The sequence below is a fragment of the Salirhabdus salicampi genome (genome assembly GCF_024259515.1).
GTDB classification, from domain to species: domain Bacteria; phylum Bacillota; class Bacilli; order Bacillales; family Alkalibacillaceae; genus Salirhabdus_A; species Salirhabdus_A salicampi.
Genome location: NZ_JANBWE010000004.1, coordinates 230853 through 256321, shown reverse-complemented (window position 1 = coordinate 256321; position 25469 = coordinate 230853). Strand labels below are relative to the sequence as shown.

Genomic DNA, 25469 nt, shown 5'->3' with positions numbered 1-25469 from the left:
AAAAAGAAGCTCAGCTATTATGAATGTAGTTGAGCTTCTTTAATATACTTAATACTTCGCGGTAACACTTCATCTTTCATCATAAAACTAAAAGTTGGTTTTTGTTGAATATTTTCCGGTAGTTCAGCTAGTAAAACAGGTCCCTCTGTTTCAAAATAGCTTAACTGCTCAATCAGCTCGCCAACGATTGCGTAATAGACATTTTTCACAATTGTTCCGCCTTTTCCTTCAACATAGTACTGGCCAATATATGTAATTTCTTCTACTCTTCCGCCTGTTTCTTCCATCACTTCACGGATGGCCGCTTCTTTCGGAGTCTCCCCCACTTCAACTTTTCCCCCGGGGAACTCAAGCCCACGGTCCTTATGCTTAGTGAGTAACCATTGATTTTCATAACGGGTAATGACCCAAACATGCTTAGGATCATTGGAAAAGGGATTTTTTTCAAAAGAAAGGGTTACTTCATTTTGATAATAGTCTCTAAACTTAATCATTACATCTTCACTATCCTTTAAGTCCATTTCAATCGTATTGTACATCCTCGATTATCCATCCGTGTTGTTCATCCAATATAAAGTACAGTGTAATTTTATAATTGCCGTATAATTCTGTCTTGTTATATTGAGTAATTTTCACCTGTTCTCCTTCAATCTCCTGTTCATAAGGTTGATTCTCAACAAACCACGGAGGAGTTTCAGTCGGTATAATATATAATTGATTGTCATGCTCTTTATAATATAAATCCACTATTCGTTTTGCAAGGGATAAGGATGACACATCACGAAAATCTCCTACCAATTCACGTTTCGAGTGAAAATGTATGACTCTGTATTGCTCGTCCGTTTCTTGTACAAGTTTATCCATAAATGTACGAGTAAGAGACACAACGTCCTCATGAGTGAGCTTCTCCACTTCCGGCCGCTGTACTGTTGTTGGATGACTTTTTACATGATTGGAGTAGTTTATGGATAAATTTATTTCATGGTTTAGCATCGGATGGGGATTTGTCATAATAAGCAATATGATAAAGGGTAGTGAACGCGCTGTGAGGAAACCCATATGTTGTTCCTCCTTCAGATCGGGATACTCTATATATATAACTTTCATATAGAAAACTTTCGCATTTTTTCCGATCTTTCCCCCACAAAGTTTGTAAGCCCCAAATAAGAGGCTTACGGCTAAATATTTTTTAAGATTTCCATGGACTTAATATGATTTCTTGTCTGTTCATCCCCTAATTCATATAACATACGGAATATTTGAATCATTGCCTCATCATAATTGTCATTTGATTCATCATGATGATACTGTTTAATCGGAATATGAGCACGGATAAAAGCATCACCATCTGCAGAATACATGTTATCAAATAAATCACGAAGCTTAATTACTTCTTCGGGTGTAGCATAAATGACATAGTCATTGTTATCTCCAGCTTTTAATCTCGATATTTCCATTGATCCAATATCTACATAGAATTTTTCTTTTTCCATCGTCAACCCTCCTGTGCTTATTGTTTGTTGAATTGTTAAAAGTATGAATGGGAGAAAAAATCGATACAAAAAAATCCCCTATCGACATTGATGGGGACAAATTTTACAGTATGAGCTTGTCTCATTTAATAAATAAGTTAAACAACACGTTTTACGAACACGTGCTTCAGTAGGCAACTTACGTTGATAAAATACATGCCGAATTGGGTTTTCTCTTTCGCCGAACACTTTTCCATCGAACTCTTGAACAATCGTATGAAAATCATTGTACAGGATGGCTACTTGTTGCTCGTTCTGAACAATTTTATTCGCGTATCTCTCATAAAACCAATAGAAATAAACAGCTACATTTTCCCACAACACCTGTATCGGTGTTTTGGAAATACGGTGAATATGTTCAATCACGACTGACAAGTGATCACGGAAAATGGTTGTACAATTTTCTTTTAGCCAAACAAATCGGTCCCCTTCTTGGAATGGGGAAACTGTCTTGTCTATAAACCGAATAGTAGGTAGCCATTGTTTATGATTATCCATACGTAGCAAAACAATATTATCAAAGGTTAGCTTTGGTGACTTATTAAATATTGATATGGGAGCTAAAGAAGCCGTAACAATTAAATAAGCGTAACGTTTCATAAAGGTGGAAGCTGTAGCAATGATGGAGTCAGATTGTAAATAGTCCATCATCTGATATAAATGGTGTTCTAACCTTCCCCGGATGTGAATATCCACACCGGGAATCACTTCCACTGGTTGTATCGTATATTCCTTACTCGTATAAAAGCGAAAATGCTCTGATAATAACTGCTCTTCTAGTTCAGTTAGTTGGTCCATGTTTGTCACCCATTTTGTGCGTTTGATACGGTTTCAGCTAGTAAGCAACGTCCTCTTCCATGTGGTATACACATTGGTGTTCCAAAAATCGGATCATACGTAACATCACATCGCATGTCAAAAACATTTTGCACAAGTTCACATGAAATAATTTCTTCTGGTTTCCCTTGGGCATATACCTTTTTATCACGTAGTGCTATAATGTGATCGGCATAACGACATGCTAAGTTTAAATCATGTAATACCATAATGATCGTTCGGTTATCTTTTTCATTTAATTCAAATAGTAAATCTAAAATATCAATTTGATGAGTCATATCTAAATACGTAGTAGGCTCATCAAGTAAAATAATATCTGTTTCTTGGGCTAATGTCATAGCAATCCACGCTCTTTGTCTTTGCCCACCCGATAATGAATCAACAAGACGGTCTTTTAAGTCAAGGAGATTTGTCGATTGCAGTGCTCTTTCAACTGCACTTTCATCTTCTTCCGTCCACTTCTTTAACCACGTTTGATATGGATAGCGGCCTAATTTCACTAATTGGTGTACCGTTAAACCTTCTGGGGTAACAGGACTTTGGGGAAGTACTGCCATCTTTTTCGCTACTTCCTTCGTTTTCATCCGCGCAATATCATTTCCATTTAACACGACTTCACCATTAACAGGCTGTAATAAACGTGCTAAAGAACGTAGCAGAGTTGATTTTCCACAACCGTTACTACCAATTAGTACGGAAACCTTCCCCTTAGGGATTGTTATATTTAAAGAATCTATAATAATGTCATCTTGATATCCTAACGTTAGATCTTTCGTTGTAAGTGATTCCATATTAGAATCTCTCCTTATGATGCCCCTTCAATTGGAAGGGAGTAATCCTTCACCTATACATATGAGAATCATTCTCACTATATACTCTAATTGAAAATCATTTTCGATTCAAGGCTTTTTTATTAATATTTTATGAATCTTATACGTGTCCTATTGCTAAACATTCAAACCGGGCCTATCTATCCCGCTACACAGCCCAATCAATATTGGCTCAATATCCCAAATTAGTATATAAAAAATGGTTGATGAACCAAACTGAATCTGCTATGATTACTTAACATTAAACGGTCCTTTTCCTACGACACTCAAATAAAATGACAAGGGCAAAGCTGCAGAAATGTGGTGACGCAAAACTATAGGGGCTAAAGCTTTTCGCTATGCCAGCCAGTTACCGTTTGAAACACAACTGAAAACGGTTGTGTTTTTTATTGGAAAGGAGACAAGCAATATGAAAAGAAGTAAAGGTAAACCAAAGAAATATATGCATTTAAAACCTACATGGGTCTCTTTATATGAAGCTGGGAACAGTATATCATCAATTGCTAAGCAATATAATGTCCAAATTGAGACCGTTTCAAAATATATATCTGACGAGGTTACTTTCGTGTCTAAATCTCCATACCGCCAATTGATTCCAAAATGGGTAGAAGAACGAAAACAAGGGAACAGTTTTGCGGAAATCGCAAGAAGATACAATGTAAGTGAATATGCTGTTAAATCAAACGTGAAGAAGTATATGAAAATAGATATACAAGATATTACTCCTACTTGGAGACGTTTATCTAAAAAAGGTTACAGCATTAAGCGAATTGCTAACGCGTATAATGTTCACTCTAGTGTCGTGAGGAAGGCATTAGGCATTGAATTAAATGTTAGTTCTAACAGTTTAAAATTGTACGCTCCATATATTGAACAATGGGTAAATTTATATAATGAGGGTTGCTCTTACGATTATATCGCGAAAAAGTATGATGTGAGTCCAAATACTGTTTACATGAACATAAGAGAGAGAGTAAAAGCTAGACGTAAATTAACATCTAGTCATGACATAAATCAATGGGTAGAAACGTGGAAAGAACTTAAAGATAAAGGCTTATCAGTTAAAACAATTGCAGAAATGTATGACGTATCACCGGGAACAATCTATCGTCGTTTGAAAAAACATACTGATTAGTAGAAGAACTCGATATTATATATCGGGTTCTTTTTTATTGTAAATATTATATTACCGTAATGATTCCTTCTGAAGATGTTGTAAGAACTATTCATCAACCGTTATAGTTTTAGCAATAATCCAAGTAAATTGTTGCCACATGTCTCTATTAAAAATGTGAAATCTATCTTCTATTCCTTTCTACTTCATCATATGTATGAGTGTGATTATGATTAGAAAGGAGGATAATATGAAAACATATTTAGCACCCATATCTATCGTTATCATGATTGGGCTTGCCTCTCTTTTCTTCACGGCCCCATCCAACTCTAAAACTCCTTATTATGTTACTTTCAATTCTGAATTCGAAGCGAACATAGAAAAAAAAGACCTCCCTGCACGTTCATTTATCTATGCCGAAAAAGAACCAATATCGATTATATTTGCAGGTGATACTTTATTTGATTGGTCAGTAAAAACCGCTATTCAAACATATGGACCAGATTACCCCTTTAAACATATTAAAGACAAAGTACAAGAAGCTGATTTAGCTGTTTTGAATTTAGAAACCGCTGTGACAACACGCGGGGAAAAAGACACCGTTCAACTTTATAATTTTCGTTCAGATCCAATCGCATTAAAAGGGGTAAAAAATGCTGGATTTGATATAGTTAGCTTAGCTAACAATCATGCACTTGATTATCAAGAAGTAGGATTTTACGATACGATACATTATTTAGAAGAACATGACCTCTCCTATTTTGGTGCTGGGGAGTCAAAAGCGGAAGCCTATGAAGCATTATCTATAGAACATAAAGGGAGAACAATCAAATTTTTAGGTTTTTCACGATTTTTGCCATCTGTTCACTGGTATGAAGCAAAAGATCGACCTGTTATTGCAAGTGCGTATCAACCTGACTTAGTTCTACAAGCCATTGAGCGAGAATCAGCTACTGCCGATATAGTGCTAGTGTATATGCATTGGGGTGTTGAAGGAAACAATCAGCCTGAACAGTGGCAAAGAGTGTATGCGAAAAATATGATTGATGCAGGCGCAAACGCGATTATTGGTGCACATCCTCACGTTTTACAAGGATTTGAATTCTACGAGGGAAAGCCCATTGCCTATTCATTAGGTAACTTCTTATTTCCCGATTATGTCAGCGGTAAAACGGCACAAACCGGGTTGCTAACTCTAACTATTGATAAACATGATCAACTACGTATGTCTTTTGATCCCCATGTTATTCAAAACAACCAAATCGCACCATTATCAAAGGAAAAACAAAGGGATATCCTTCAATACTTAAAAAATATATCCTACGATGTCACTATGGAGGACACGAATATTTTACCTGGAAGATAAAAATGTTTTTTTAAAAATCGGTGGATATGTCCAGGACCTTAAGGCAACATAAAAAAAAGGAGGTCTTACAGTGGGTAGAGCGCATCACCAAAAAACACGTGACCGGAATAAACAAAACCTTCCTCAAACCCCCGGGCGGGAAAAAAAATCCTATCAAGCTGAATATTTATATGAATTTGGAGAAGATAAAACCGAGAAAAAGAACAGATGACATGTCATCTGTTCTTTTTAATTAGGAGGTATCGGAACAAGTTGCTTTTGCATCGCATAAAGTACGACTTGAGATCGACTTTTTACATTTAATTTTTTAAAAATCTTACTGACATGTATTTTTACCGTCTTTTCACTAATAAATAACCGTTTGCCTATTTCTTTATTACTTAAACCTTTTACTAAACATGTTAAAACTTCTTTCTCCCGCACTGTTAATTCGTCTTTTCTAACCCTTTCTTCATTTTGTTGTCGATGGAACGAAACTAATGTTTTCATGAGTGATGGATGTACTACCGATTCCCCGGTAAAAACGGACCGAATCGCTTCAATTACTTGTTCAGATGGGGATTCCTTCAGCATGTAGCCATCTGCGCCATGTCTAATCGCAGCTAAGAAATATTCTTCATGGTCATGCATGGTTAAGATGAGGATTTTTACTTGAGGGTATTTTTCTTTAATAATCTTTGTCACTTCAATACCGTTTTTCCCTGGCATATTAATGTCCATTAAAATGACATCTGGCCTGTGGTGTGCAAGTTTTCGAACCGCTTGTTCTCCTGTCACCGCTTCACTTATAACCGTAAGGTCTTCAGCCATATCGATAATTTTCTTTAGTCCATCACGTAAAACTGCGTGATCTTCCACTAACATTACGTTAATCATGTCCATCCTCCCCTTTCCGTTTGGCATGATTCGTTTTATATGTGAGATAGACGTAGTAGAGGGTAACGTTATTTCTATATGAAGGGAATTCGATGTTGGATCAAGATGAATCCATCCATTAATCATTACATGAATAATAAAGTTGGAGGTGTAAAACGAGCCATACGGATGTATAGCCTTTTTTGTAGAGGATTAAACTTTCTTTTTTCCCATATGTTCATAAATAAATCTATTACAAGTTTAATTAAAATATAACGGATTATGAGAAAAAAAGGTATAGGAACAACGTCCTTACTTTTTTGGCACATTCTGGGACTGAAATAATGATCATGTTTGTTCCAAAATCCTATTACTATATTACAATATAATCTCTTTGATAAAACTTCCATCGATTATTCAAAAAAACCGTAGGTACACCTACGGCTTCAACAATTGATATAACTTTCTTCTTAATATTTTTCTTGATGCATTACGCGGGAGTTCATCGACAAAGTAAACCTCTTTTGGAACTTTATACTTTGCTAAACGTCCTTTACAACTTTCCACAATTTGATCAACTGTTAAACCAGTATTATTTTTCACGATAAACGCAACAGGTATTTGCCCCCACTTATCATCAGATTTACCTATGACCCCTGCATCTAGAATTCCGGGAATCGTTTTTAAAACACCCTCTACTTCCGCTGGATACACGTTTTCTCCACCAGATATAATTAAATCCTTTTGTCTGTCCAGCACATATAGAAAGCCTTCCTCATCAACGTAACCTACATCACCGGTTTTTAACCACCCGTTTTCAATCGATTTTCGGTTGGTCTCTTCCCGTTTATAGTACCCTTTTGTTACCATTGGCCCTTTCACGATGATTTCACCCGCGACACCAGTCGGGACCACTACATTATTTTTCACAATTCTAAGCTGGACCGGAAATAGAGGCTTTCCTGCGGAGCCTAATTTTCGCAGTGCATCTTCTTCACGAATGGTAACTACTTGAGAAGAGGTTTCCGTCATCCCATATGTTTGATAAACAGGAACCCCTTTTTTTGCACAACGCTCGAGCATTGATTGGGATGCGGGACCTCCTCCTAATAGCATGCAGCGGAACGTTTCAGGGTATGTCCGATCACCTAATTCCTGCAACAACCCTTCTAGCATTGTAGACACAACCGAAACGGTCGTAACCTCGTTATTCATTATTTCTTGATGTACTTGATTAGCGGAAAACTTTTCATGTAAATGAATAGGAATCCCGTATATTACACTGCGGATTAAAATGGAAAAACCACCTACGTGAAATAAAGGCAGGGCCGCTAACCATCGATCTTCACGATGTAATCCTAAATTTAGTGAAGACGATATCGCACTCCACCAATGATTTCCATATGTAAGTTGAACGCCTTTTGGCTTCCCGGTAGTACCTGACGTGTACATAATCGTGACTGTGTCGTCTAATTCCAATTCTTCCTCAAAGGTTACTTGGTGACCTTGAAGTTGTTTCATTTCAATGAATGAGTAGGTATGGATGCTTTTACGGAAATTTATTTGTTCTACTAAATCACGAAATGTATCATCATATAACAAAATCGTACAATCAGCATCAGTAATTTGAAATGTTAACTCCTCGGCGGTTAATCTCGTATTTAACAAAACAGCGACAGCTTTTAAAAATGTTAACGCATGGATTGTCGTTACCATGTCATAACTATTACGGGATAGAACTGCTATATGGTCACCCTTGTTTATCCCAATCTGCTTCAACTGTTCCGCTTTACGAACCGCATCATGATAAAGCGTAGCAAAGCTATAGGCTGTCCCATCGGCCAATTGTATAGCTGTCGTCTCTGGTGTTAAATTAGCTCTTTTCAAAAGCCATTGAGGGATGGTCGTTGTCACATCGGTCACTCCTTCATTCATAGAAAAAAGCTTGATGAACATCATCAAGCTTCTTTACATTATGGGAAACGTGGAAATTGTTTAAAGTTAGGCTTCCGTTTCTCTTTGAATGCGTCTCTTCCTTCTTTTGCCTCATCTGTTGTGTAGTAAAGAAGTGTAGCGTCTCCACCCATTTGCTGTAAACCTGCTAATCCATCTGTGTCAGCATTGAAAGAAGCTTTTAAGAAACGAAGTGCGGTTGGTGATTTTTCTAACATCTCTTCACACCACTGAACTGTTTCTTCTTCAAGCTTGTCCAATGGAACAACCGTGTTAACAAGTCCCATATCTTTTGCTTCTTGTGCATTATATTGACGGCATAAGAACCAAATTTCACGAGCTTTTTTATGACCAACAATACGCGCTAGCAAACCAGCACCGTATCCTGCGTCAAAGCTACCAACTTTCGGTCCTGTTTGACCGAAAATAGCATTGTCAGCTGCAATGGTCAGGTCACAAACTACGTGAAGGACATGTCCTCCTCCAATAGCATACCCTGATACCATCGCAACAACTGGTTTCGGAATAACACGGATTAAACGTTGTAGATCTAAAACGTTTAAACGAGGGATTTGATCATCTCCAACATACCCTCCGTGTCCTCTTACCTTTTGATCTCCTCCTGCACAAAACGCATCGTCACCTGCACCCGCTAATACGATAACTCCGATATTAGAGTCATCACGTGCATAGGCAAATGCATCAATTAGTTCGTGTACGGTTTGAGGACGAAAAGCATTACGTACTTCTGGTCGATTAATTGTAATTTTCGCAATACCGTTATATGTTTCATATAATATGTCTTCATAGTTGCGTTCACTTACCCATTCAATAGTCATGATTTTATTTCCTCCTTTTTAAAAATTATTGTCCATATTTTCATTATGTAATATGAAGTCACTCACTATTTTACCAAAAATCTGTGGTTTCTCCACATGAATTGTGTGCCCCGTTTTTGAAATTACACGGAAATGGACATTTTGTAAAGACTTTTTCATTAAAGAGTTAATCTTTACGAATTTTTCATCAAGTTCACCTGTAATTAACAAGGTTGGGGTATCTAGTTGTAATAAGCAATCCCAATATGATGGTTGGGATCCTGTCCCAATATTTCGTAGGGAGTGAGCTAGTTCATTTGGATTTTGCCCAAGACGTTCATCTTTTATTTCTTGTTGAACACTTTTCGGTAATGAACGTTGACTTTGGAATAAAGGGATGTTTTCCCAATAGGTCACAAAGGGGTGAATCCCTTCTATTTCTAGTTTTTTGGCGAGTTTTTCATCGCTCTCCTGCCTTATTGTACGTTCATGATCCGTTTTTAATCCAGGTGATGTACTTTCTAACGTAACCGTTTTAAGATACTGAGGATAAGTACATGCGAAGGATAGTGCAATACGCCCACCCATCGAGTACCCGAGAATATGCACTTTATGGTATCCTAAAGCTTCGATTACGTATTTTACATCATCACAAATATCTTCCATCCTATAAGTCGATTCGTAAGTCGTTTTCCCGTGACCAGGAAGGTCAATTGCTATCGTTTTAAGCGTCGATGGTAAATACGGCTTTAAACGTTTCCATGTTTCCGTACTGCCCGTAAAACCATGCAATAAAACAAGAGGAGTACCATCACCTGATATGTCTACCCATAAGGATCCTCTTTTCGTTTGTATATACATTGCGGTCACCTAATTTCAGTCAGCAATTGCTGTTCAATATCGCTCCACTTTTGTTTATGCCAACGGGCGTTCTCTTTTCGATTCGTTAACACTTCAATTACCTTCATACCTTTTTCGTTATAGCTCTTTGTTAACGTATCGGTGAAGTGTTCCCAAGTCTCTACCCTCTCATATCTCCCACCATACATTTCAATCCCTTTCTCGAATGGGATATGTAATGGTGTACCAAATAAGACTTCAAAATGTTTCGGTTCCTTTGCTTGAGGTAGAAAAGAAAAGATTCCTCCACCTTCGTTATTAATTAATACAACCGTTATATCTATGTTATATTGCTTCGCAGCTAATAAACCATTCAAATCGTGATAGAAAGAAACGTCACCAATAAGTAGCGTGACCGATTTCCCGGTAGCTGCTACACCAAGAGCCGTTGATACAACACCATCTATTCCATTTGCACCTCGGTTACAATGTATCGTAATGTCCTTATCTGTATTGGTGAAAAAGGTGTCCACATCCCGAATCGGCATACTGTTCCCGACAAATAACGTATGTTGATTTGGTAACGTCCTCTGTAATTCACTTACAACATGACCTTCGTTTAGTTCAGTTGACGGGATCGATAGTTCTCCTTTAACAGTGGTATTTAACCGTTGCCATAACTGAAGCCATTCCCGTCCACCCTGTATGTTTATATTGGCACATAGGAACTGTTCACAAACTTGCTTTGATTCTGCAAACAAAAAGTGTGTATTAATCCTCGTTGGATCCCGGTATCCTTCTGAAGGTTCTATAATATATTGAGGAACCCCCTCATTTTCTTTGATAAAGAAGCTAAAAGCCTTTGACACAGGCATGGCACCGAAGCGGATAATATAGTCTGGACGTAACTTATCTCTGACTGTTTCACTTTTCATAATAGCATCATAGGATTCAATCATGTTGTTCTTGCTATGTTTGCCTGTTCGCAGTTGCGATAGTGGATCGACAAGAACTGGTACATTCCAATGTTCTGCCAGCTTAGCTATATATAAACCTAAATCCTTATCTGTCTGTGGTCCACAAACAATCAATCCATTTTGCTTCTTCTGTATATTGTCCAGAATTTCATCAACATCAGCGGATGTTAACCTTTTTTCCCCTTTATAATGAGGATGATAAGAAGCTGCTGTTTCATTTCCCCATACATTTGGTAGTGAAAAATCAGGGACCAGTGGTTCACGAAATGGGAAGTTTAAATGTACCGGTCCTGCATTATCACTATAGGCAGTGTGGAATGATCGGGCTGCTTGGCTTCTAGCGTATTTCAACATTTGCTCGCGATCATCCGGTATGGCCATTTCCTGAAACCACTTCACATAATTTCCGAACATCTGTATTTGGTTAATCGCTTGAGGGGCACCAACATCCCGTAACTCGTGTGGTCTATCTGCTGTTAAAACAAGTAAAGGGATTCGGCTATAATATGCCTCAACGATTGCCGGATAATAATTAGCAGCAGCTGTTCCAGAAGTACATAGGATAGCGACTGGTTTTTGTTTTTCTTTTGCCATCCCTAAGGCAAAAAATGCTGCAGACCTTTCGTCAATGTGTACCCAATGGTTCACGTACTCATGTTCAGCGAACGTTAACGCAAGTGGTGTGGACCGTGAACCGGGTGAAATCACAACATCGGTTAAACCACTTTTACTTAACTCATCGACAAACTGTGCAACATAATAAGTTAGCTGTTTCGTGTAACTCATAATTATCCCCCTAATGCGTGAACCATTGGTTTGAATTTCATTTCTGTTTCTTCAAATTCTTTTTGTGGATCTGAATCTTTCACAATACCACAGCCTGCAAATAAGGATGCTTCATTCCCGCTGACTAGGGCAGAACGAATAGCCACAGCAAATTCGCCATCCCCATTTAAGTCCATCCATCCAATTGGAGCGGCGTACCACCCACGGTGGAACAGCTCCTCTTCTCGAATAAATGCTAATGCTTTTTCTCTAGGTACTCCACCCATTGCAGGAGTTGGGTGAAGTTTTTTGACTACATCTAATATGGTGAATTCTTCCTTAAGTTTCCCTTTCACTGGTGTATATAAATGTTGTAAGTTCTGCAAACGTGAAAGAATCGGATAATCTGGTACATGTACATAATCGCAGTAGGTGTCAACCGCCTGTCTAATCATATCCACTACGAATTTATGTTCAGCTATATTTTTTTCATCGTGTAACAATTGTTCCCCGATCCGTTTATCCTCTTCGACTGTATTTCCACGTGGTGCAGTTCCAGCTAGGCATGTAGATAACAATTCACCATCTTCTACTCTGACAAGTCGTTCAGGTGTAGCACCTACAAAACAATCTTGTCCACTTTCAAAAGCAAAAATATAGCTTTGCTTTTGCTGTTCATGTAGGTTGGCTAAAACTGATGCAACAGGTAATTCTTCGGTAAATTGCAATTTATGTTCACGTGCTAACACGACTTTAGCCAAGTCTCCATGTTCAATTTCTTTCGTTGCTTTCGCTACCTTACCTTTCCACTCTTCAGGTGCCATATCCCAATGAGCCTGTTGCTGGGGTAAACTTGGTATTTCATATGGTTGTAGAAGTTGAAACAATAGTTCGTTGTATCGGTCCATCATTTCATGCTCTGACGTATCCACTGTAAGCATGAAGTTATAGGTCACATAGCTACTTTGCTCATCGTTTGTTAATAAAAATTCTGGGACAACCATTTTACTGCCGTGGAAATTTTTCCATGTTTCACCTAGTCGTTGATTCGAATCAAAGGAGAAACCTCCCATTAACAAAGGTCCCGTACCTAATACATTATACTCATTCACTTCATAAGCTCTCTGTTTAACTTTTTGCCATTCATGGTCAATTTCGGCAAATCGATTTTGATCTGCAATGAGCATGTAGACAGAATTTAACCCTACGAGAGAAAAATCTTTATCATAACTTGTCCAATAAAAGCGTGTTCCTCTGAACATTGCGCCATTTCCAAAAAAGTCAATTGGATTTTGACGATCTATCTTTTCTGTATAACTAAATAAGAGGGAGTCCTCTTGATCATGTAATTGCCTTTTCGCATTTTGTATAGCTTGTATGAGTTGTTGCTGTTGAACCTCAATCATTGTAATACCTCCAAAAGCGATAAAAAATCATTCCAAAAAACACTCTATTCTCATTTTATCATATCAAGCCCAATTACAACCGTTGAAAAGATTGACACTATATCGTACTTTCCCTAAACTTAATTTGATTAACCAATTGAAAAGGTGATAACTATGAACCCTAATCAAAATAAAAAAAATGTAAAACAAGCTCTTAACGAAAAACCAGGGTTTCAAGCATGGTGGAGAATGCTTCGTCCCCATACGTTAACAGCTTCATTCGTGCCTGTTTTTGTTGGTACGATGTTAGCCAGCTTTCACAATTCCATTTCTTTACCTCTATTTCTATCTATGCTGCTGGCAGCAATGTTCATTCAAGCAGCCACGAATATGTTCAATGAATATTTCGATTACGTTCGTGGTTTGGATAATGAAAATTCGGTAGGAATTGGTGGAACTATTGTTAGAGATGGTTTTAAACCGAAGACCGTACTTCGTCTTGCTTACCTATTCTTCTTTATCGCAATGTTGTTAGGGGTTTTCATCTGCTATTCTACTACATGGTGGATTGCAGTTATAGGCCTTGTTTCGATGGCATTTGGTTATTTTTATACTGGAGGGCCTTTGCCTATCGCATACACGCCTTTTGGTGAAATTGTAGCTGGATTCTTCATGGGAACAGTCTTGATTGGGATAAGCTATTATATTCATACATTTTCAATCGATAGTCGTATCGTTCTTTTATCAATCCCTGTCGCCATTTTAATCGGTGCCATTTTATTGGCCAATAATATACGCGACCTGCGAGGTGATAAGAAAAATGGAAGAAAAACCGTTGCTATTTTATTAGGGCATGATGGAGCAGTAACACTTTTAGCAAGTCTCTTTTTCGTGACTTACTTGATGACAATTGTGTTCATCTTTATAGATTGGCTTCCCATCTGGTCCCTTATCACCCTGTTTAGTATGAAAAAAGCTTATCGGGCTATACAAGCATTCAAAGGAAAAAGTGAGCCACTAGAAATGATGCCAGCGATGGTAAAAACAGCACAAACGAATACGATGTATGGGATTTTACTAGGTATATCGTTCATTTTTCAACACCTATTTCCATTACCACTTATCTAAGACAAAGCATAAGCTTTGTCTTTTGGTTATTCTTGATGAGGAGGTGTTAGGATGGATTTTTCGAACACATTAATGGAAGCGTTAGGGATTGAAGCAGTAAAGTTAGAAAAGGATGAGGTTATCCTTACAATGCCTGTAACAGCAAAAACACACCAACCGATGGGTTTCTTACATGGAGGTGCTTCTGTTGCTTTAGCAGAAAGCGCAGCAAGCATCGGGGCATTTCTTAATGTTGATCATTCCAAATATAACATATTTGGTATTGAAATTAATGCAAACCATGTGAAAAGCAAGCGGTCAGGAACAGTGAAAGCTATAGCCAAACCGATGCACATCGGGAAAACAACGATGGTATGGGAAATTCAAATTCAGGACGAAGAAGACAATTTCATTTCTATTTCGAGATGTACAATTGGAGTAGTCGAGAAAAAATAAAGAAGACGCCTGATATTGACAGGCGTCTTTCAAGTTTAATCATCTAACGGATTTAACGATTCTGTTCCGTCTAAGTTTGCGATCATATCTACAATAAGGTCAATTTCTTCTTCGATATCCTGGATGCTTGCCGTTTCAACTGGTGAGTGCATATAACGCAATGGCAATGATACCAGTCCGACTGGTACTCCCGGACCTGTGTAACGCATTTTATCTGCATCAGTACCTGTACTTCGTGGTGTCAGCTCATATTGCACCTTCATTTGAAGTCGCTTAGCAGCTTGTTCTAACAGCTGATTCACTTTCCGATTAATTGGTGCTCCTTTGGCCAAAACAGGGCCACGGTCCAGTCGAATATCACCATGCTTCGCTTTATTTACCCCAGGGTAATCAGTAGCAAAGGTTACATCACAAGCAATTGCCATCGTTGGTTGAATGCCGGCTGCTGCAAAGTATGCTCCCCCCATATTCGTTTCTTCATTAACCGTACTTGCTGCATATACGCCTACTTTTACATCTGTTTGCGATAATTTACGTAATACTTCAGCCACGATAAAAGCACCTGTCCGATTATCTAAACCACGGCCTGAAATGTAACGATCCATCAGCCATTCTGGAGTTCGTTTATAAACAGCTAAATCACCAATATGGATATATTGTTCGAGCTCATCCTTTGATTTGGCTCCACAATCAATATACAAGTCTTCAAATTGAACATCATCTTTTAATCCACCATGATGCTGGGCATTTGCACCAATTACACCAGTGATCGTTTTTTCTTCACCTAAAATATCTACTTTCATACCAGGTGCTAGTTTTGGGCTTATCCCTCCCATTTTCGTAAAACGGACGAAGCCATTATCTTCAATTTTCGTTACGATTAACCCAATCTCATCACAGTGACCCGCTAGTAATAGTTTGAATTCTGCATCCGGATTTAAAATTCCGATGACATTTCCTGCATTATCAGTTTTGATTTTATGTGCAAATGATTGTACATAATTCATCCATTTTTTTTGGATTTGCATTTCCATACTTGATGGTGATGGTGTTGTTAACAAAGTTTGTAAAAATTTCCGGCTACTTGTTTCCATAGGTATCCTCCTCTATGTATCTCTACTGCGTTTATACTTAACTTTATCTTTATTTTTCCCTTTTTTCAAATGTTTCTACATTCACATATCGAGCTTATAAGGAAGCATTGAATCACACATAATATGAAAAAACGTTTGGGAGGACCCCAAAATGGGCTTACAATTTTTATGGCGGTGGTATTTTCGAATACCCATTTTTTTACGTCTACTAATAACCGTTTTCTTCTTTATGACTTTGTTCGGAATAACCATTCATTACGTTGAGCCAAATAATTTTAAAAGTATTCTGGATGGTATTTGGTGGGCGTTTGTAACAGGGTCAACAGTCGGGTATGGAGACTTTGTGCCGTTAACGGTGTTGGGGAAACTAATTGCTATTTGTATGATATTAGCTGGTGGTGGTATCGTTACCTACTATATGGTCACCGTCTCTTCCGAAGTTGTGAAAAAAGAATATGAAATTGAACATGGGGAAGTTAAGTATAGAGGGAATAATCACGTAATTATTGTGGGCTGGAATGAACGAACAAGAAAACTGATTGAGATGATTAATGACCACCATCATGAAAACATCGTCTTAATAGATGAAACGTTAGAAGAAGTGCCGAGAAAATTTCCTGCCTTCTTTGTGAAAGGAAACCCTTCAACCGATAAAACATTAAATAAAGCAAACATTAGTGCAGCTTCAAAAGTGGTCATCACATCAGACCAATCTAAGGAAGAAGGACAAGCAGACCAGCAAAGCATTCTTATTACAGTTGCTGTGAAAGGAATGAACGAAAAAGTACCTATTATTACTGAAATTTTAACAAAGGAACAAGTGGAAAATGCAAAGCGTGCAGGTGCTCATTCTGTCATAAGGTCAAATGATTTCATGAGTACATTGTTCTTCCATGAGCTGTATCGGGAAAAACCACTTCAACCGTTTAACCTCATCTTAAAACAGCTTTCCAACCAACAATATTTAATGTATGACTTGCCGGACCATCTAGATGGAAAAACATTTCTACAATGTTCCGATCATCTCGTTCAAAAGGATGAACTTCTTATTGGTGTATTAAAAAACGGAGAGTTACAGATTAACCCTCCGTTTCAACAAAAAGTTCATAAGGGAGATCAATTACTAGTGCTTTCATCTTTATGATAAAAGCACTTTTTCTACTGTTTTCATAAAATGCTCTCCCTTATCTTTATATTCTGGTGCGATTTCAGCATCCGAATCGACAGGAGTTTGAAACTGGTTTATCAAGGCTGTTGAATTGCTTAAAATGCCATCTACATCTTCATTATCCTCATACTGGTGACCTAACATAAATGGTTGACCGATTCTCACTTGGACTCCAGGTTCATCCAGCTGACCTATTTCAGCTGTGAAAGGGATTCGTAAAAAAACGTACTCTCCTTTTTTGGCAAAGGCATAATCAAAATAACCGTGATCATATTCCCAATTACTACCTATGTCAAATCCTAAAGGCTTTAATTTCTGTTCTAACTCCTGTAACGTATATACTTGATTGACAACTGCTGATTCCAAAGGAATCATCTACATCACCTTTTCACTTTTTATTCCTAGTATGCCCGCAAGTATGTTCTGCAATAAAAAAGAGCCTTGCCACTTTATGACAAAGCTCTCGTTTCTTATTGTAAGCGTTTCTCAAGCTCTTCTTTTTCATTTTCAAAGCCTGGTTTACCTAATAATGCAAACATGTTTTTCTTATATGCTTCTACACCAGGTTGGTCAAATGGATTTACCCCTAATAAGTAACCACTTACTGCACAAGCTTTCTCAAAGAAGTATACTAAGTAACCGAACGTATGTGCATCAATTGTAGGGATATTAACAACTAAGTTTGGTACTTGACCGTCTGTATGAGCCAACAACGTTCCTTGGAAGGCTTTATCATTCACTTCATTAAATGTTTTACCTACTAAGTAGTTCAACCCATCAAGGTTTTGCTCATCATGTTCAATTGGCATATCTTTTTTTGGTTTTTCCACACGGATGACCGTTTCAAATAATTGTTTTTTGCCATCTTGAATATATTGTCCTAATGAGTGTAAATCAGTTGAAAAGATTGCGGACGCCGGATAAATTCCTTTTTCATCTTTCCCTTCACTTTCTCCATACAGTTGCTTCCACCATTCCATAAAGTATTGCAGGGATGGTTCATAACCAACTAACAATTCAACTGAACGCCCTTTACGGTATAGCGCATTACGAATGGCTGCATATTGATAAGCAGCATTTTCTTCTAAATTCGGATTATTAAAATCTTCAAGAGCCTGCTGAGCTCCGCTCATCATTGCTTCAATGTCAATTCCAGTAACAGCAATTGGAAGTAGGCCAACAGCAGTAAGGACAGAATATCGGCCCCCAACGTCATCAGGAATGACAAATGTTTCATAACCTTCCTCATCAGCAAGCTTCTTCAGTGCACCTTTCTTTTTATCCGTTGTTGCATAAATTCGCTTTTTTGCTTCTTCTTCACCATATTTTTCTTGTAAAAATTTACGGAATAAACGGAAGGCCATCGCCGGTTCTGTTGTTGTTCCACTTTTTGAAATTACGTTTACGGATACATCTCGTCCTTCTAGTACATCAAATAATTCTTTAACATATGTTCCACTAATATTTTGACCAACAAAAATTACTTGTGGATAATTACGCTTATCATCAGAAAGCATGCTATAGAAAGAGTGGTTTAACATTTCAATAGCTGCACGCGCTCCTAAATAAGAACCACCAATTCCTACTACAAGTAAAACATCAGAATCTTTTTGTATTTGGCTTGCTGCTCTTTGAATACGCGCAAACTCCTCTTTATCATAGTCAGTTGGCAGGTCAACCCAACCTAAAAAATCACTGCCAGGTCCTGTCTTGCTATGTATTGATTCATGTATTGTATTCACTGCATCTTGTAAATAATCAATCTCATGTTGCTTCACTTCTTTTATTGCATTGCTGTAATCGAATCGGATATGTGTCAATGTAAACGCTCCTTTAAATAAGTATATCTAAATTGAAATGAAAAAAGGTATCGCAATTAAGGATACATAATTTTTATGTCTTTTACTAGTATTTCTAAACAACAACTTTCTATGAAAAAGCCGATATAGATTTATACCGGCTTCATCATTCTTTATAAAGATTGTTGCAGTATGCTTACGACGTCATCGCGCTCAAGCTTACGGAAGTTTCCAAAGGCACCTCTCGCCATTGCCCGATCTGCAATAAGCTCTAATTGACTATCATCAATGTCGTAATCAGCTAATTTATTGGGTGCTCCAAGTGAGTCCCAATACTGCCTTAGTTTATCAATACCCTCTAATGCGATATCTTTATCAGATTTGCCTGTTGGATCAACATCGAACACTTTTGTCGCCAGACGTTTGAAACGGGTTACATCGACATCAACGTTATGCTTCATCCAATTTGGGAACAGAATCGCAAGTCCTCCAGCATGTGGAATATCATAAACGGCTGATACGGCATGCTCGATATTATGTGTTGCCCAGTCACCACGATATCCCATTTGTAACATACCGTTTAATGCAATCGTTCCGGCATATAAAATGGTTTCTCTATGTTCGTAAGAAGATAAATCGTCTAAAAGTTTCGGTGCTGCTTCTATTATAGCCCGAAGCACTCCTTCACACATTTCATCTTGTACAGGTGAAGCTGTTGCCTGATGAAAATACTGTTCGAATATGTGGCTCATCATATCCACAATGCCATAAATCGTTTGGTCTCGTGGTACCGTTAATGTGTTTGTTGGATCCAATATTGAGAATTGTGGATACAATAACGGACTTCCCCAACCATATTTTTCGTTCGTTTCCCAATTTGTAATTACAGCACCTGCGTTCATTTCAGAGCCAGTTGCTGCTAAAGTAAGGACCGTACCTAATGGCAACGCAGTTTCAGGTGTTACTTTTCGAGTAACTAAATCCCATGGGTTACCATCGTACTTTGCCGCTGCGGCGATTGTTTTTGAACAATCAATTACACTACCGCCACCAACAGCTAAAATAAAATCAATTTTTTGTTCCTTACAAAGGTCTGCTCCTTTTTGTACGGTAGTTAGGCGTGGATTAGGTTCAACTCCTGCTAACTCATGTACATCTACATTGCTGGATTCTAATTGTTTTAATACTTGATCATACAGGCCATTCCTCTTAATACTACCGCCACCATATACGAGTAGAACCCGGTTGACGTGATCCGGTAATAGTTCGGGTAACTGTTCAAGTTGATCCTTTCCAAAAACTAACTTCGTTGGATTATGAAAAGTAAAGTTCTCCATATTCAATGAACCCCTCTCTCTATAGTTTCTCTTTTAGTATGTTTAACTTTTACGATAAATTCAAAAATATTGCTCTTACACGAATCCTTCCGAATGGAAAAATAAGGTATATAACATCCTGAAGGAGGATTGTAATGAATAAATTGTAACGGTTTGCATTGTTTTTAACTGTCATTGGCGCTATAAACTGGGGGCTTGTCGGTTTTTTTCAGTTTGATTTAGTCGCTTTATTACTAGGCGGAGGAAACCAAAGCGAAGTTGTTCCACGTATTGTTTATTCTCTTGTAGGGATTTATGGGATCATCCTGGTTCGAACCTTGTTTCGTAATGATTAAAACCATAAGAAAAAATGTCCGGAAACCATCCGGACATTTTTTCTTATTTGTTATATGTTTCTTCACGGTCACTTGACTGTTGAATCCATTCTTCTAATTTGTCTTTAAGGGTGTTAAATCCGGCTGACGAGGAAGTAGATTCTGCTGCCGCTTTTTTATTGTTTTTCGTCGTTGCAGGTTTACTCGCACGTTTAGGTGCTTCCTCTGTTGCACGGATAGATAATGAAAGTTTTCCTTTTTCTTCATCGATATTTAAAATTTTAACTTTAACTTCATCACCAATGTTTAAATGTTCGTTAATGTCTTTCACATAACCATGTGTAACTTCAGAAATGTGCACTAAACCTTGTGTTTCTTCATCTAGGGCAACAAATGCGCCATATGGTTGAATACCTGTTACTTTCCCTTGTAGTACTTGACCTACTTCAAATTTTTCTGTCATGCTCATACAACTCCCGACTAATTTTTCTCATACTTATCGTTTCTTTTTACGCAATTAAATATTTTACCATAAGTAGACTGAACTAGCAAAAAACTGCCAGTTTAGAAAGGATGATAATGGAAATGGTGGACTTTCCAAATACGATTTCAATTATTCTAATTGCAGGCCGGGATAGTATTTGAACTTGTTTTTTGAAACACCTTATAAGCTTCTTTACCGTTTTTCTAATCTTGACTCAGGAAAATTTCACTCATAGGAAAGACTTCTTTTCATACGTATTTCTTTTTTGTAACGTTATAGCAATTTATTTTGTTTATTTCATTTTTTTGAAAAAGGAAGTTTAATTTTTGTTAAAAACGGTAATACTTGTAATGCAAGACTTTCTCGTATTCCCCCTGTGTATAGCAAAGCGTTCTGATAATGCGCTTTGCTTTTTTTTGTTCTTTTTTATATGTACAAATCCATTTTTATTCTTGTATAAATTTAGTATGATTATCGTGAAGGGGGAGGTACTATGGATAAGTTTTTACAACCTGTAAAACGTAACAATACACGTTCCGTGAAATGGGACTGGACAGAAAAGCTTTTTAACTATAAAGATGTGTTACCGATGTGGGTTGCGGATATGGATTTCCCTACCGCAGATGCAGTACAAGAAGCCATTATGAACCGTGCTAAACATAATGTGTATGGCTATACTGCAGCCGACGACCAACTAACAAACACCATTACATATTGGTTACTAAAACGACATAATTGGTCAGTAGACCCTCGTACAATCCTCTTTAGCCCTGGCGTTGTCACCTCTTTAAATATCATTGTCAATACTTTAACGAAAGAGGGTGATCAAGTGATGATTCAAACACCTGTATATCACCCCTTTTACGAAGCAGTGGAAAAGCACAACCGTAAACTCATCAAAAACTCCCTAATCCGAAAACAAGAAAAATATGTGATAGATTTCGATGACTTTGAACAAAAGCTAAAAGATGGGGTGAAATTGTTTATTTTATGTAGTCCTCACAACCCTGTCGGGCGTGTTTGGTCAACGGAAGAATTGCGACGAATGGGGGAGCTGTGCGTTTCCTATGGAGTTATCATTGTTGCTGATGAAATTCATGCAGATTTAATTTACAAACCACATGTACATAAACCAATGGCCACAATTTCAAATGAAATTGCCGACCATACTATTACTTGTATGTCTCCATCAAAAACATTTAACTTAGCAGGACTACAAGCTTCTTATATCATTACACATAATCGGGCCTGGAAACTTAAGCTAAAACGTACTTTTCATAAGTTTGGACTTCATCTTCTTAATCCATTTGGTATTGTCGCAATGGAGGCAGCTTATGAAAAAGGAGAGCCATGGTTAAACGGGTTATTGAATCAATTAGAACAAAACAAATCCTACACTATAAACGTTTTAAAACAGGAAACTGATCGAATAAAAGTGATTGAGCCTGAAGGCACATATTTGTTGTGGTTTGATTGTCGAGGTCTTGGGATGGATCAAAAAGAATTAAAGCGATTTATGCAAGAGGAAGCTCGAGTCGGGTTAAACGATGGGATCCAATTTGGTCAAGAAGGAAGCGGTTTTATGAGAATGAATATTGCATGCCCGCCTCCTACCCTTGAAGAAGGTTTGAAGCGAATTACCACCACTGTGAAACAACTTTAAAAAATATAAAAAACAAGCATGCGCATAACATGCTTGTTTTTTACGATGACTCTTCTTTTTCCGGTCCTTCTTCAGCTGGATTAGATGGAGTTTCATTTTTATTAGCTTCTCCTAATTCAATTTTCCCACAAGCAATTCTTGCCCCAGCATCTCCTGCTGGTTGAGTCATTCCATCGTCTTGTTTTTCATGAATGATTAAGGAGGTGCCACCATTTTTCAACAATGAATTTTTCCCATCTGCCATTGTAGCTTCTGGTAACATCACTTCTGTGTCAATCGCTCCCTTATCATCCGCTTCCACATTTGGCATATCTCCTAGGTGGGATCCTTCAGGATGCATTAACCCATGGACTTTTGAAGTATCAGGATTATAGTGATTACCAGCTGATTTAAAATCAGGACCTTCACACTTTGGATATTCATGAATATGAATTCCATGCATACCAGGCTCAAATCCTGTAACATTTAATTTAATGTTGACACCGTCCGGCTGTTCCGATAGCGTTGCTGTCCCTAATGAATCACCTTCAGGATTATATAATTCAATCTCTAATGGGGACCGTTGATCGCCACTGTTACAAGCAGATAACATCAAAATGCTACATATCAAGGCGAACCAAAGATGTTTCACTGCACCCACAACCTTCCTTTTTCATTTCCTGTCGTAGTTTTGCCCAAAATGGAAAAATTTAAACCGGGGATACTTTTCCTAAAATATAAAAAGAACCTGTGTTTAACAGGTCCTTTAAGAAGTTGGGGGATGATCGTCGTTATTCATCTTCCCTATTTTATGTTCGTAGCGTTTCTTAAACTGTTCTTCTTCACGTTTCGACGCCTTTATAATAATTCTCATCACAAGAATAGCTGCAATGGTAAATAAAACTAACATAAATATAGATGGAATATATTCCGTTTTATCTTGAGGAAAATACAAAAAATCCATCATTTTATATCACATCCTTATCCGCTACGATTATACCAAATATTCGTTTTACTAGGAAGTGACTTAAGTACCTGGAACACGTAGGTTCTCTTGTTTTTTTCGTTTTGGCTTTCCGAAAATAAGATTGGTAAGCTTTGGTGCTTGTTGAAACAATAACATTCCTAAAAACGCAGCTGTAATAATGTAAATGCCTGCAAATACTTTGATGGTGCCCGCTGCTAAGCTCGCAATAACTACAGAAAACTCCCCTCTTGCACATAAAGACAAACCTGCGCGAAACGAAACACGTTTTGATAAACCATACATTTGCCCACCGAAGTATCCAACACCAATTTTCGCAACTAGCGACCAAAGGAGTAACATGAGTAAAAAGAACATCATGGGAACCCCTTCTCCAAATTGAACCGTTGTGCCAAAATAAATAAAGAAGGCAGGTAAAAGTAAATCCCTGAATGGATGAACAGCGTGCTCTATTGGCTCCAGGCGTTTTACTTCCGCCAGCATCATACCAGCCAAAAAGGCACCTAGCACTTCAGATAACCCTAGAAGCAAGGCAACTCCTCCATAACTAAGGGCGATCCCAATATAAAAAGCATATTTAAACTCTTCGTCGTCAATTTTATCGAAAAATTTCCCTAGCTTACTAAACAGGAACTTTCCTAGAAGAATGGCACCGATCGCAAGTACTGCTATCTTTCCGAATAAGAACAATAAGTCAATACTCGAAACATTCCCACTTAAACTTAAAGCCATTAATATGGCAATAATAATTGGAGCAACTATATCTTCAAATATTAAAAGAGCCAAAATAAACTCTGTCTCCCGGTTAGCCATTCGGCCTGTATCATCTAACAGTTTTGCGGTAATAGAAGAACTTGTAGCATAAGCAACTCCACCGACTAACAAGGAGGAGTAAACATCCATTCCTACAAGCCAACATAATAAGATCACAAAACCAAAATTAACAGCAACATCTAACAGACCGGCACTCCAAATTTTTTTCGCTATGCCACCTAGGCGGGCAACACTAAACTCTAATCCGAGAAGGAAGAAAAGAAGAACAATTCCAATTTCCCCAGCAAAATGAAGGATTTCATTATGATACAAAGCCTGAGATAATACAATTCCAAGTAAAATATACAGAATCACACTCGGTAGTTTTATTTTTAGACTAAGAATACCGAGCCAAAATATAAAGATTAAAACGATTCCTGCTCCTAATAGACTCGGAATGTCTATGTGCACGTTTACCCTTCCTCTCCCTTACACAATGATTCAAAGTTGTCAACATGTTCTTTTTTTCCCATTACCATTAAAACATCACCAGGATTGAGCACTGTATCGGCATCAGGAACAGCAATTGTTTCGTCCCCCTTTACGACTCCCATAACCGTTGCTCCTGTTTTATTCCGGATCTCGGCTTCTTCTATTGTTTTATTTGTAAAAGGGGAATTCGTCTTCACTTCAACCCAATCGACAATAATTTGACTTTTTAACAGTTTTACTTTATCGACGTCAACCGGCTGATAAGTTGCACCTAAAAGTTGAGCCCCTAGCTCTCTCGTTTCATCAGCAGTTAAATCCATTGCAAAATCCGCTTCATCACTATCTGCATCCTCAAAAAAATAAAGTTCACGTTTACCTGTATGGTGAACGATTAAAACGAGCATATTATCTTCTGCCGTCTCAAACGTAATTTTCTGACCAATACCCGGCAATTTTGAAACTGATACGTTCATGAAAAATTACTCCTTCCATTGATTATTAAGGGTCTTTTTACTTCTTGTAGTATAGGTTACCCAAATGAAAACTTCAATGTTATCTTTTTGTCA

The 25469-nt window shown here is 37.7% G+C and carries 28 protein-coding genes and 1 riboswitch; of the genes, 8 read left to right on the top strand and 20 right to left on the bottom strand.

Annotated elements, in window-relative coordinates:
• Positions 1 to 17: 17 nt before the first annotated feature.
• The 5 genes from ytkD to NLW78_RS13210 form a co-directional block, all read right to left on the bottom strand.
• Positions 18 to 494: an RNA deprotection pyrophosphohydrolase gene (gene ytkD, locus NLW78_RS13230; RefSeq protein ID WP_254497651.1), complete on the bottom strand. Its 477-nt coding sequence runs from the start codon at positions 492 to 494 to the stop codon at positions 18 to 20.
• A 28-nt stretch (positions 495 to 522) separates the two neighbouring features.
• Positions 523 to 1059 (bottom strand): hypothetical protein, encoded by a 537-nt coding sequence (locus tag NLW78_RS13225; RefSeq protein WP_254497620.1) that lies wholly within the window; start codon positions 1057 to 1059, stop codon positions 523 to 525.
• Between the two features lie 119 nt (positions 1060 to 1178).
• The gene (locus NLW78_RS13220) at positions 1179 to 1493 is read right to left on the bottom strand and encodes a hydrolase (RefSeq protein ID WP_254497619.1); all 315 of its coding nucleotides are present in this window, start codon (positions 1491 to 1493) and stop codon (positions 1179 to 1181) included.
• Between the two features lie 78 nt (positions 1494 to 1571).
• A complete protein-coding gene (locus NLW78_RS13215) occupies positions 1572 to 2330 on the bottom strand; it encodes an IucA/IucC family C-terminal-domain containing protein (RefSeq protein ID WP_254497618.1) in 759 nt (252 codons plus the stop codon).
• A 5-nt stretch (positions 2331 to 2335) separates the two neighbouring features.
• On the bottom strand, positions 2336 to 3160 hold the full coding sequence (locus tag NLW78_RS13210) for an ABC transporter ATP-binding protein (RefSeq protein ID WP_254497617.1): 825 nt from the start codon (positions 3158 to 3160) through the stop codon (positions 2336 to 2338).
• A gap of 312 nt (positions 3161 to 3472) precedes the next feature.
• Positions 3473 to 3556, top strand: a riboswitch (cyclic di-GMP riboswitch).
• Between the two features lie 52 nt (positions 3557 to 3608).
• Here NLW78_RS13210 and NLW78_RS13205 point away from each other — a divergent pair.
• From NLW78_RS13205 to NLW78_RS13195, 3 genes are all read left to right on the top strand, one after another.
• Positions 3609 to 4334, top strand: coding sequence for a helix-turn-helix domain-containing protein (locus NLW78_RS13205; protein ID WP_254497616.1), 726 nt, complete (start codon positions 3609 to 3611; stop codon positions 4332 to 4334).
• Positions 4335 to 4563: 229 nt separating this feature from the next.
• Positions 4564 to 5679 (top strand): CapA family protein, encoded by a 1116-nt coding sequence (locus tag NLW78_RS13200; protein ID WP_254497615.1) that lies wholly within the window; start codon positions 4564 to 4566, stop codon positions 5677 to 5679.
• A 70-nt stretch (positions 5680 to 5749) separates the two neighbouring features.
• The gene (locus NLW78_RS13195) at positions 5750 to 5890 is read left to right on the top strand and encodes a YfhD family protein (RefSeq protein ID WP_254497614.1); all 141 of its coding nucleotides are present in this window, start codon (positions 5750 to 5752) and stop codon (positions 5888 to 5890) included.
• A 17-nt stretch (positions 5891 to 5907) separates the two neighbouring features.
• On the opposite strand, the gene NLW78_RS13190 is transcribed toward NLW78_RS13195, so the two are convergent.
• The 6 genes from NLW78_RS13190 to NLW78_RS13165 form a co-directional block, all read right to left on the bottom strand.
• Positions 5908 to 6555: a response regulator gene (locus tag NLW78_RS13190; RefSeq protein ID WP_254497613.1), complete on the bottom strand. Its 648-nt coding sequence runs from the start codon at positions 6553 to 6555 to the stop codon at positions 5908 to 5910.
• Positions 6556 to 6972: 417 nt separating this feature from the next.
• Positions 6973 to 8469: an o-succinylbenzoate--CoA ligase gene (locus NLW78_RS13185; protein ID WP_254497650.1), complete on the bottom strand. Its 1497-nt coding sequence runs from the start codon at positions 8467 to 8469 to the stop codon at positions 6973 to 6975.
• 38 nt (positions 8470 to 8507) lie between these two features.
• Positions 8508 to 9326 (bottom strand): 1,4-dihydroxy-2-naphthoyl-CoA synthase, encoded by an 819-nt coding sequence (gene menB / locus NLW78_RS13180; protein ID WP_254497612.1) that lies wholly within the window; start codon positions 9324 to 9326, stop codon positions 8508 to 8510.
• Positions 9327 to 9344: 18 nt separating this feature from the next.
• Positions 9345 to 10166: a 2-succinyl-6-hydroxy-2,4-cyclohexadiene-1-carboxylate synthase gene (menH, locus tag NLW78_RS13175; protein WP_254497611.1), complete on the bottom strand. Its 822-nt coding sequence runs from the start codon at positions 10164 to 10166 to the stop codon at positions 9345 to 9347.
• Between the two features lie 5 nt (positions 10167 to 10171).
• Positions 10172 to 11908, bottom strand: a complete 1737-nt coding sequence (gene menD, locus NLW78_RS13170; protein ID WP_254497610.1) for a 2-succinyl-5-enolpyruvyl-6-hydroxy-3-cyclohexene-1-carboxylic-acid synthase — start codon at positions 11906 to 11908, stop codon at positions 10172 to 10174.
• A gap of 2 nt (positions 11909 to 11910) precedes the next feature.
• Positions 11911 to 13293, bottom strand: coding sequence for an isochorismate synthase (locus NLW78_RS13165; RefSeq protein ID WP_254497609.1), 1383 nt, complete (start codon positions 13291 to 13293; stop codon positions 11911 to 11913).
• Between the two features lie 153 nt (positions 13294 to 13446).
• On the opposite strand from NLW78_RS13165, the gene NLW78_RS13160 reads away from it, so the two are divergent.
• Both NLW78_RS13160 and NLW78_RS13155 read left to right on the top strand, forming a co-directional pair.
• Entirely contained in the window at positions 13447 to 14400 is a 954-nt protein-coding gene (locus tag NLW78_RS13160; protein WP_254497608.1) for a 1,4-dihydroxy-2-naphthoate polyprenyltransferase, read from the top strand.
• A gap of 51 nt (positions 14401 to 14451) precedes the next feature.
• Positions 14452 to 14835: a hotdog fold thioesterase gene (locus NLW78_RS13155; protein WP_254497607.1), complete on the top strand. Its 384-nt coding sequence runs from the start codon at positions 14452 to 14454 to the stop codon at positions 14833 to 14835.
• Positions 14836 to 14870: 35 nt separating this feature from the next.
• Here NLW78_RS13155 and NLW78_RS13150 read toward each other — a convergent pair whose 3' ends face one another.
• Positions 14871 to 15929, bottom strand: a complete 1059-nt coding sequence (locus tag NLW78_RS13150; protein ID WP_254497606.1) for a M20/M25/M40 family metallo-hydrolase — start codon at positions 15927 to 15929, stop codon at positions 14871 to 14873.
• A 151-nt stretch (positions 15930 to 16080) separates the two neighbouring features.
• Between NLW78_RS13150 and NLW78_RS13145 the strand changes: the two genes are divergently transcribed.
• Entirely contained in the window at positions 16081 to 17073 is a 993-nt protein-coding gene (locus tag NLW78_RS13145) for a potassium channel family protein (protein ID WP_254497605.1), read from the top strand.
• On the opposite strand, the gene NLW78_RS13140 is transcribed toward NLW78_RS13145, so the two are convergent.
• The 3 genes from NLW78_RS13140 to NLW78_RS13130 form a co-directional block, all read right to left on the bottom strand.
• Positions 17068 to 17472, bottom strand: a complete 405-nt coding sequence (locus NLW78_RS13140; protein WP_254497604.1) for a YugN family protein — start codon at positions 17470 to 17472, stop codon at positions 17068 to 17070. The two genes, NLW78_RS13145 and NLW78_RS13140, sit on opposite strands and share 6 nt — an antisense overlap.
• A 95-nt stretch (positions 17473 to 17567) precedes the next feature.
• The gene (locus NLW78_RS13135) at positions 17568 to 18917 is read right to left on the bottom strand and encodes a glucose-6-phosphate isomerase (protein ID WP_254497603.1); all 1350 of its coding nucleotides are present in this window, start codon (positions 18915 to 18917) and stop codon (positions 17568 to 17570) included.
• A gap of 152 nt (positions 18918 to 19069) precedes the next feature.
• Positions 19070 to 20233, bottom strand: coding sequence for an iron-containing alcohol dehydrogenase (locus NLW78_RS13130; RefSeq protein ID WP_254497602.1), 1164 nt, complete (start codon positions 20231 to 20233; stop codon positions 19070 to 19072).
• A gap of 158 nt (positions 20234 to 20391) precedes the next feature.
• Here NLW78_RS13130 and NLW78_RS13125 point away from each other — a divergent pair, with 158 nt between their 5' ends.
• Positions 20392 to 20568, top strand: coding sequence for a DUF378 domain-containing protein (locus tag NLW78_RS13125; RefSeq protein ID WP_254497601.1), 177 nt, complete (start codon positions 20392 to 20394; stop codon positions 20566 to 20568).
• Between the two features lie 43 nt (positions 20569 to 20611).
• Here the strand turns inward: NLW78_RS13125 and yugI are convergent, their stop codons facing one another.
• Positions 20612 to 21010 (bottom strand): S1 domain-containing post-transcriptional regulator GSP13, encoded by a 399-nt coding sequence (gene yugI / locus NLW78_RS13120; protein WP_254497600.1) that lies wholly within the window; start codon positions 21008 to 21010, stop codon positions 20612 to 20614.
• A gap of 514 nt (positions 21011 to 21524) precedes the next feature.
• Here yugI and NLW78_RS13115 point away from each other — a divergent pair.
• A complete protein-coding gene (locus NLW78_RS13115) occupies positions 21525 to 22694 on the top strand; it encodes a MalY/PatB family protein (RefSeq protein WP_254497599.1) in 1170 nt (389 codons plus the stop codon).
• Positions 22695 to 22734: 40 nt separating this feature from the next.
• On the opposite strand, the gene NLW78_RS13110 is transcribed toward NLW78_RS13115, so the two are convergent.
• The 4 genes from NLW78_RS13110 to NLW78_RS13095 form a co-directional block, all read right to left on the bottom strand.
• Entirely contained in the window at positions 22735 to 23325 is a 591-nt protein-coding gene (locus tag NLW78_RS13110) for a superoxide dismutase family protein (protein WP_254497598.1), read from the bottom strand.
• A 114-nt stretch (positions 23326 to 23439) separates the two neighbouring features.
• Positions 23440 to 23640, bottom strand: coding sequence for a hypothetical protein (locus NLW78_RS13105; protein WP_254497597.1), 201 nt, complete (start codon positions 23638 to 23640; stop codon positions 23440 to 23442).
• A 60-nt stretch (positions 23641 to 23700) separates the two neighbouring features.
• Positions 23701 to 24882, bottom strand: coding sequence for a cation:proton antiporter (locus NLW78_RS13100; protein WP_254497596.1), 1182 nt, complete (start codon positions 24880 to 24882; stop codon positions 23701 to 23703).
• 2 nt (positions 24883 to 24884) lie between these two features.
• A complete protein-coding gene (locus NLW78_RS13095) occupies positions 24885 to 25376 on the bottom strand; it encodes a cation:proton antiporter regulatory subunit (protein WP_254497595.1) in 492 nt (163 codons plus the stop codon).
• Between the last annotated feature and the right edge of the window lie 93 nt (positions 25377 to 25469).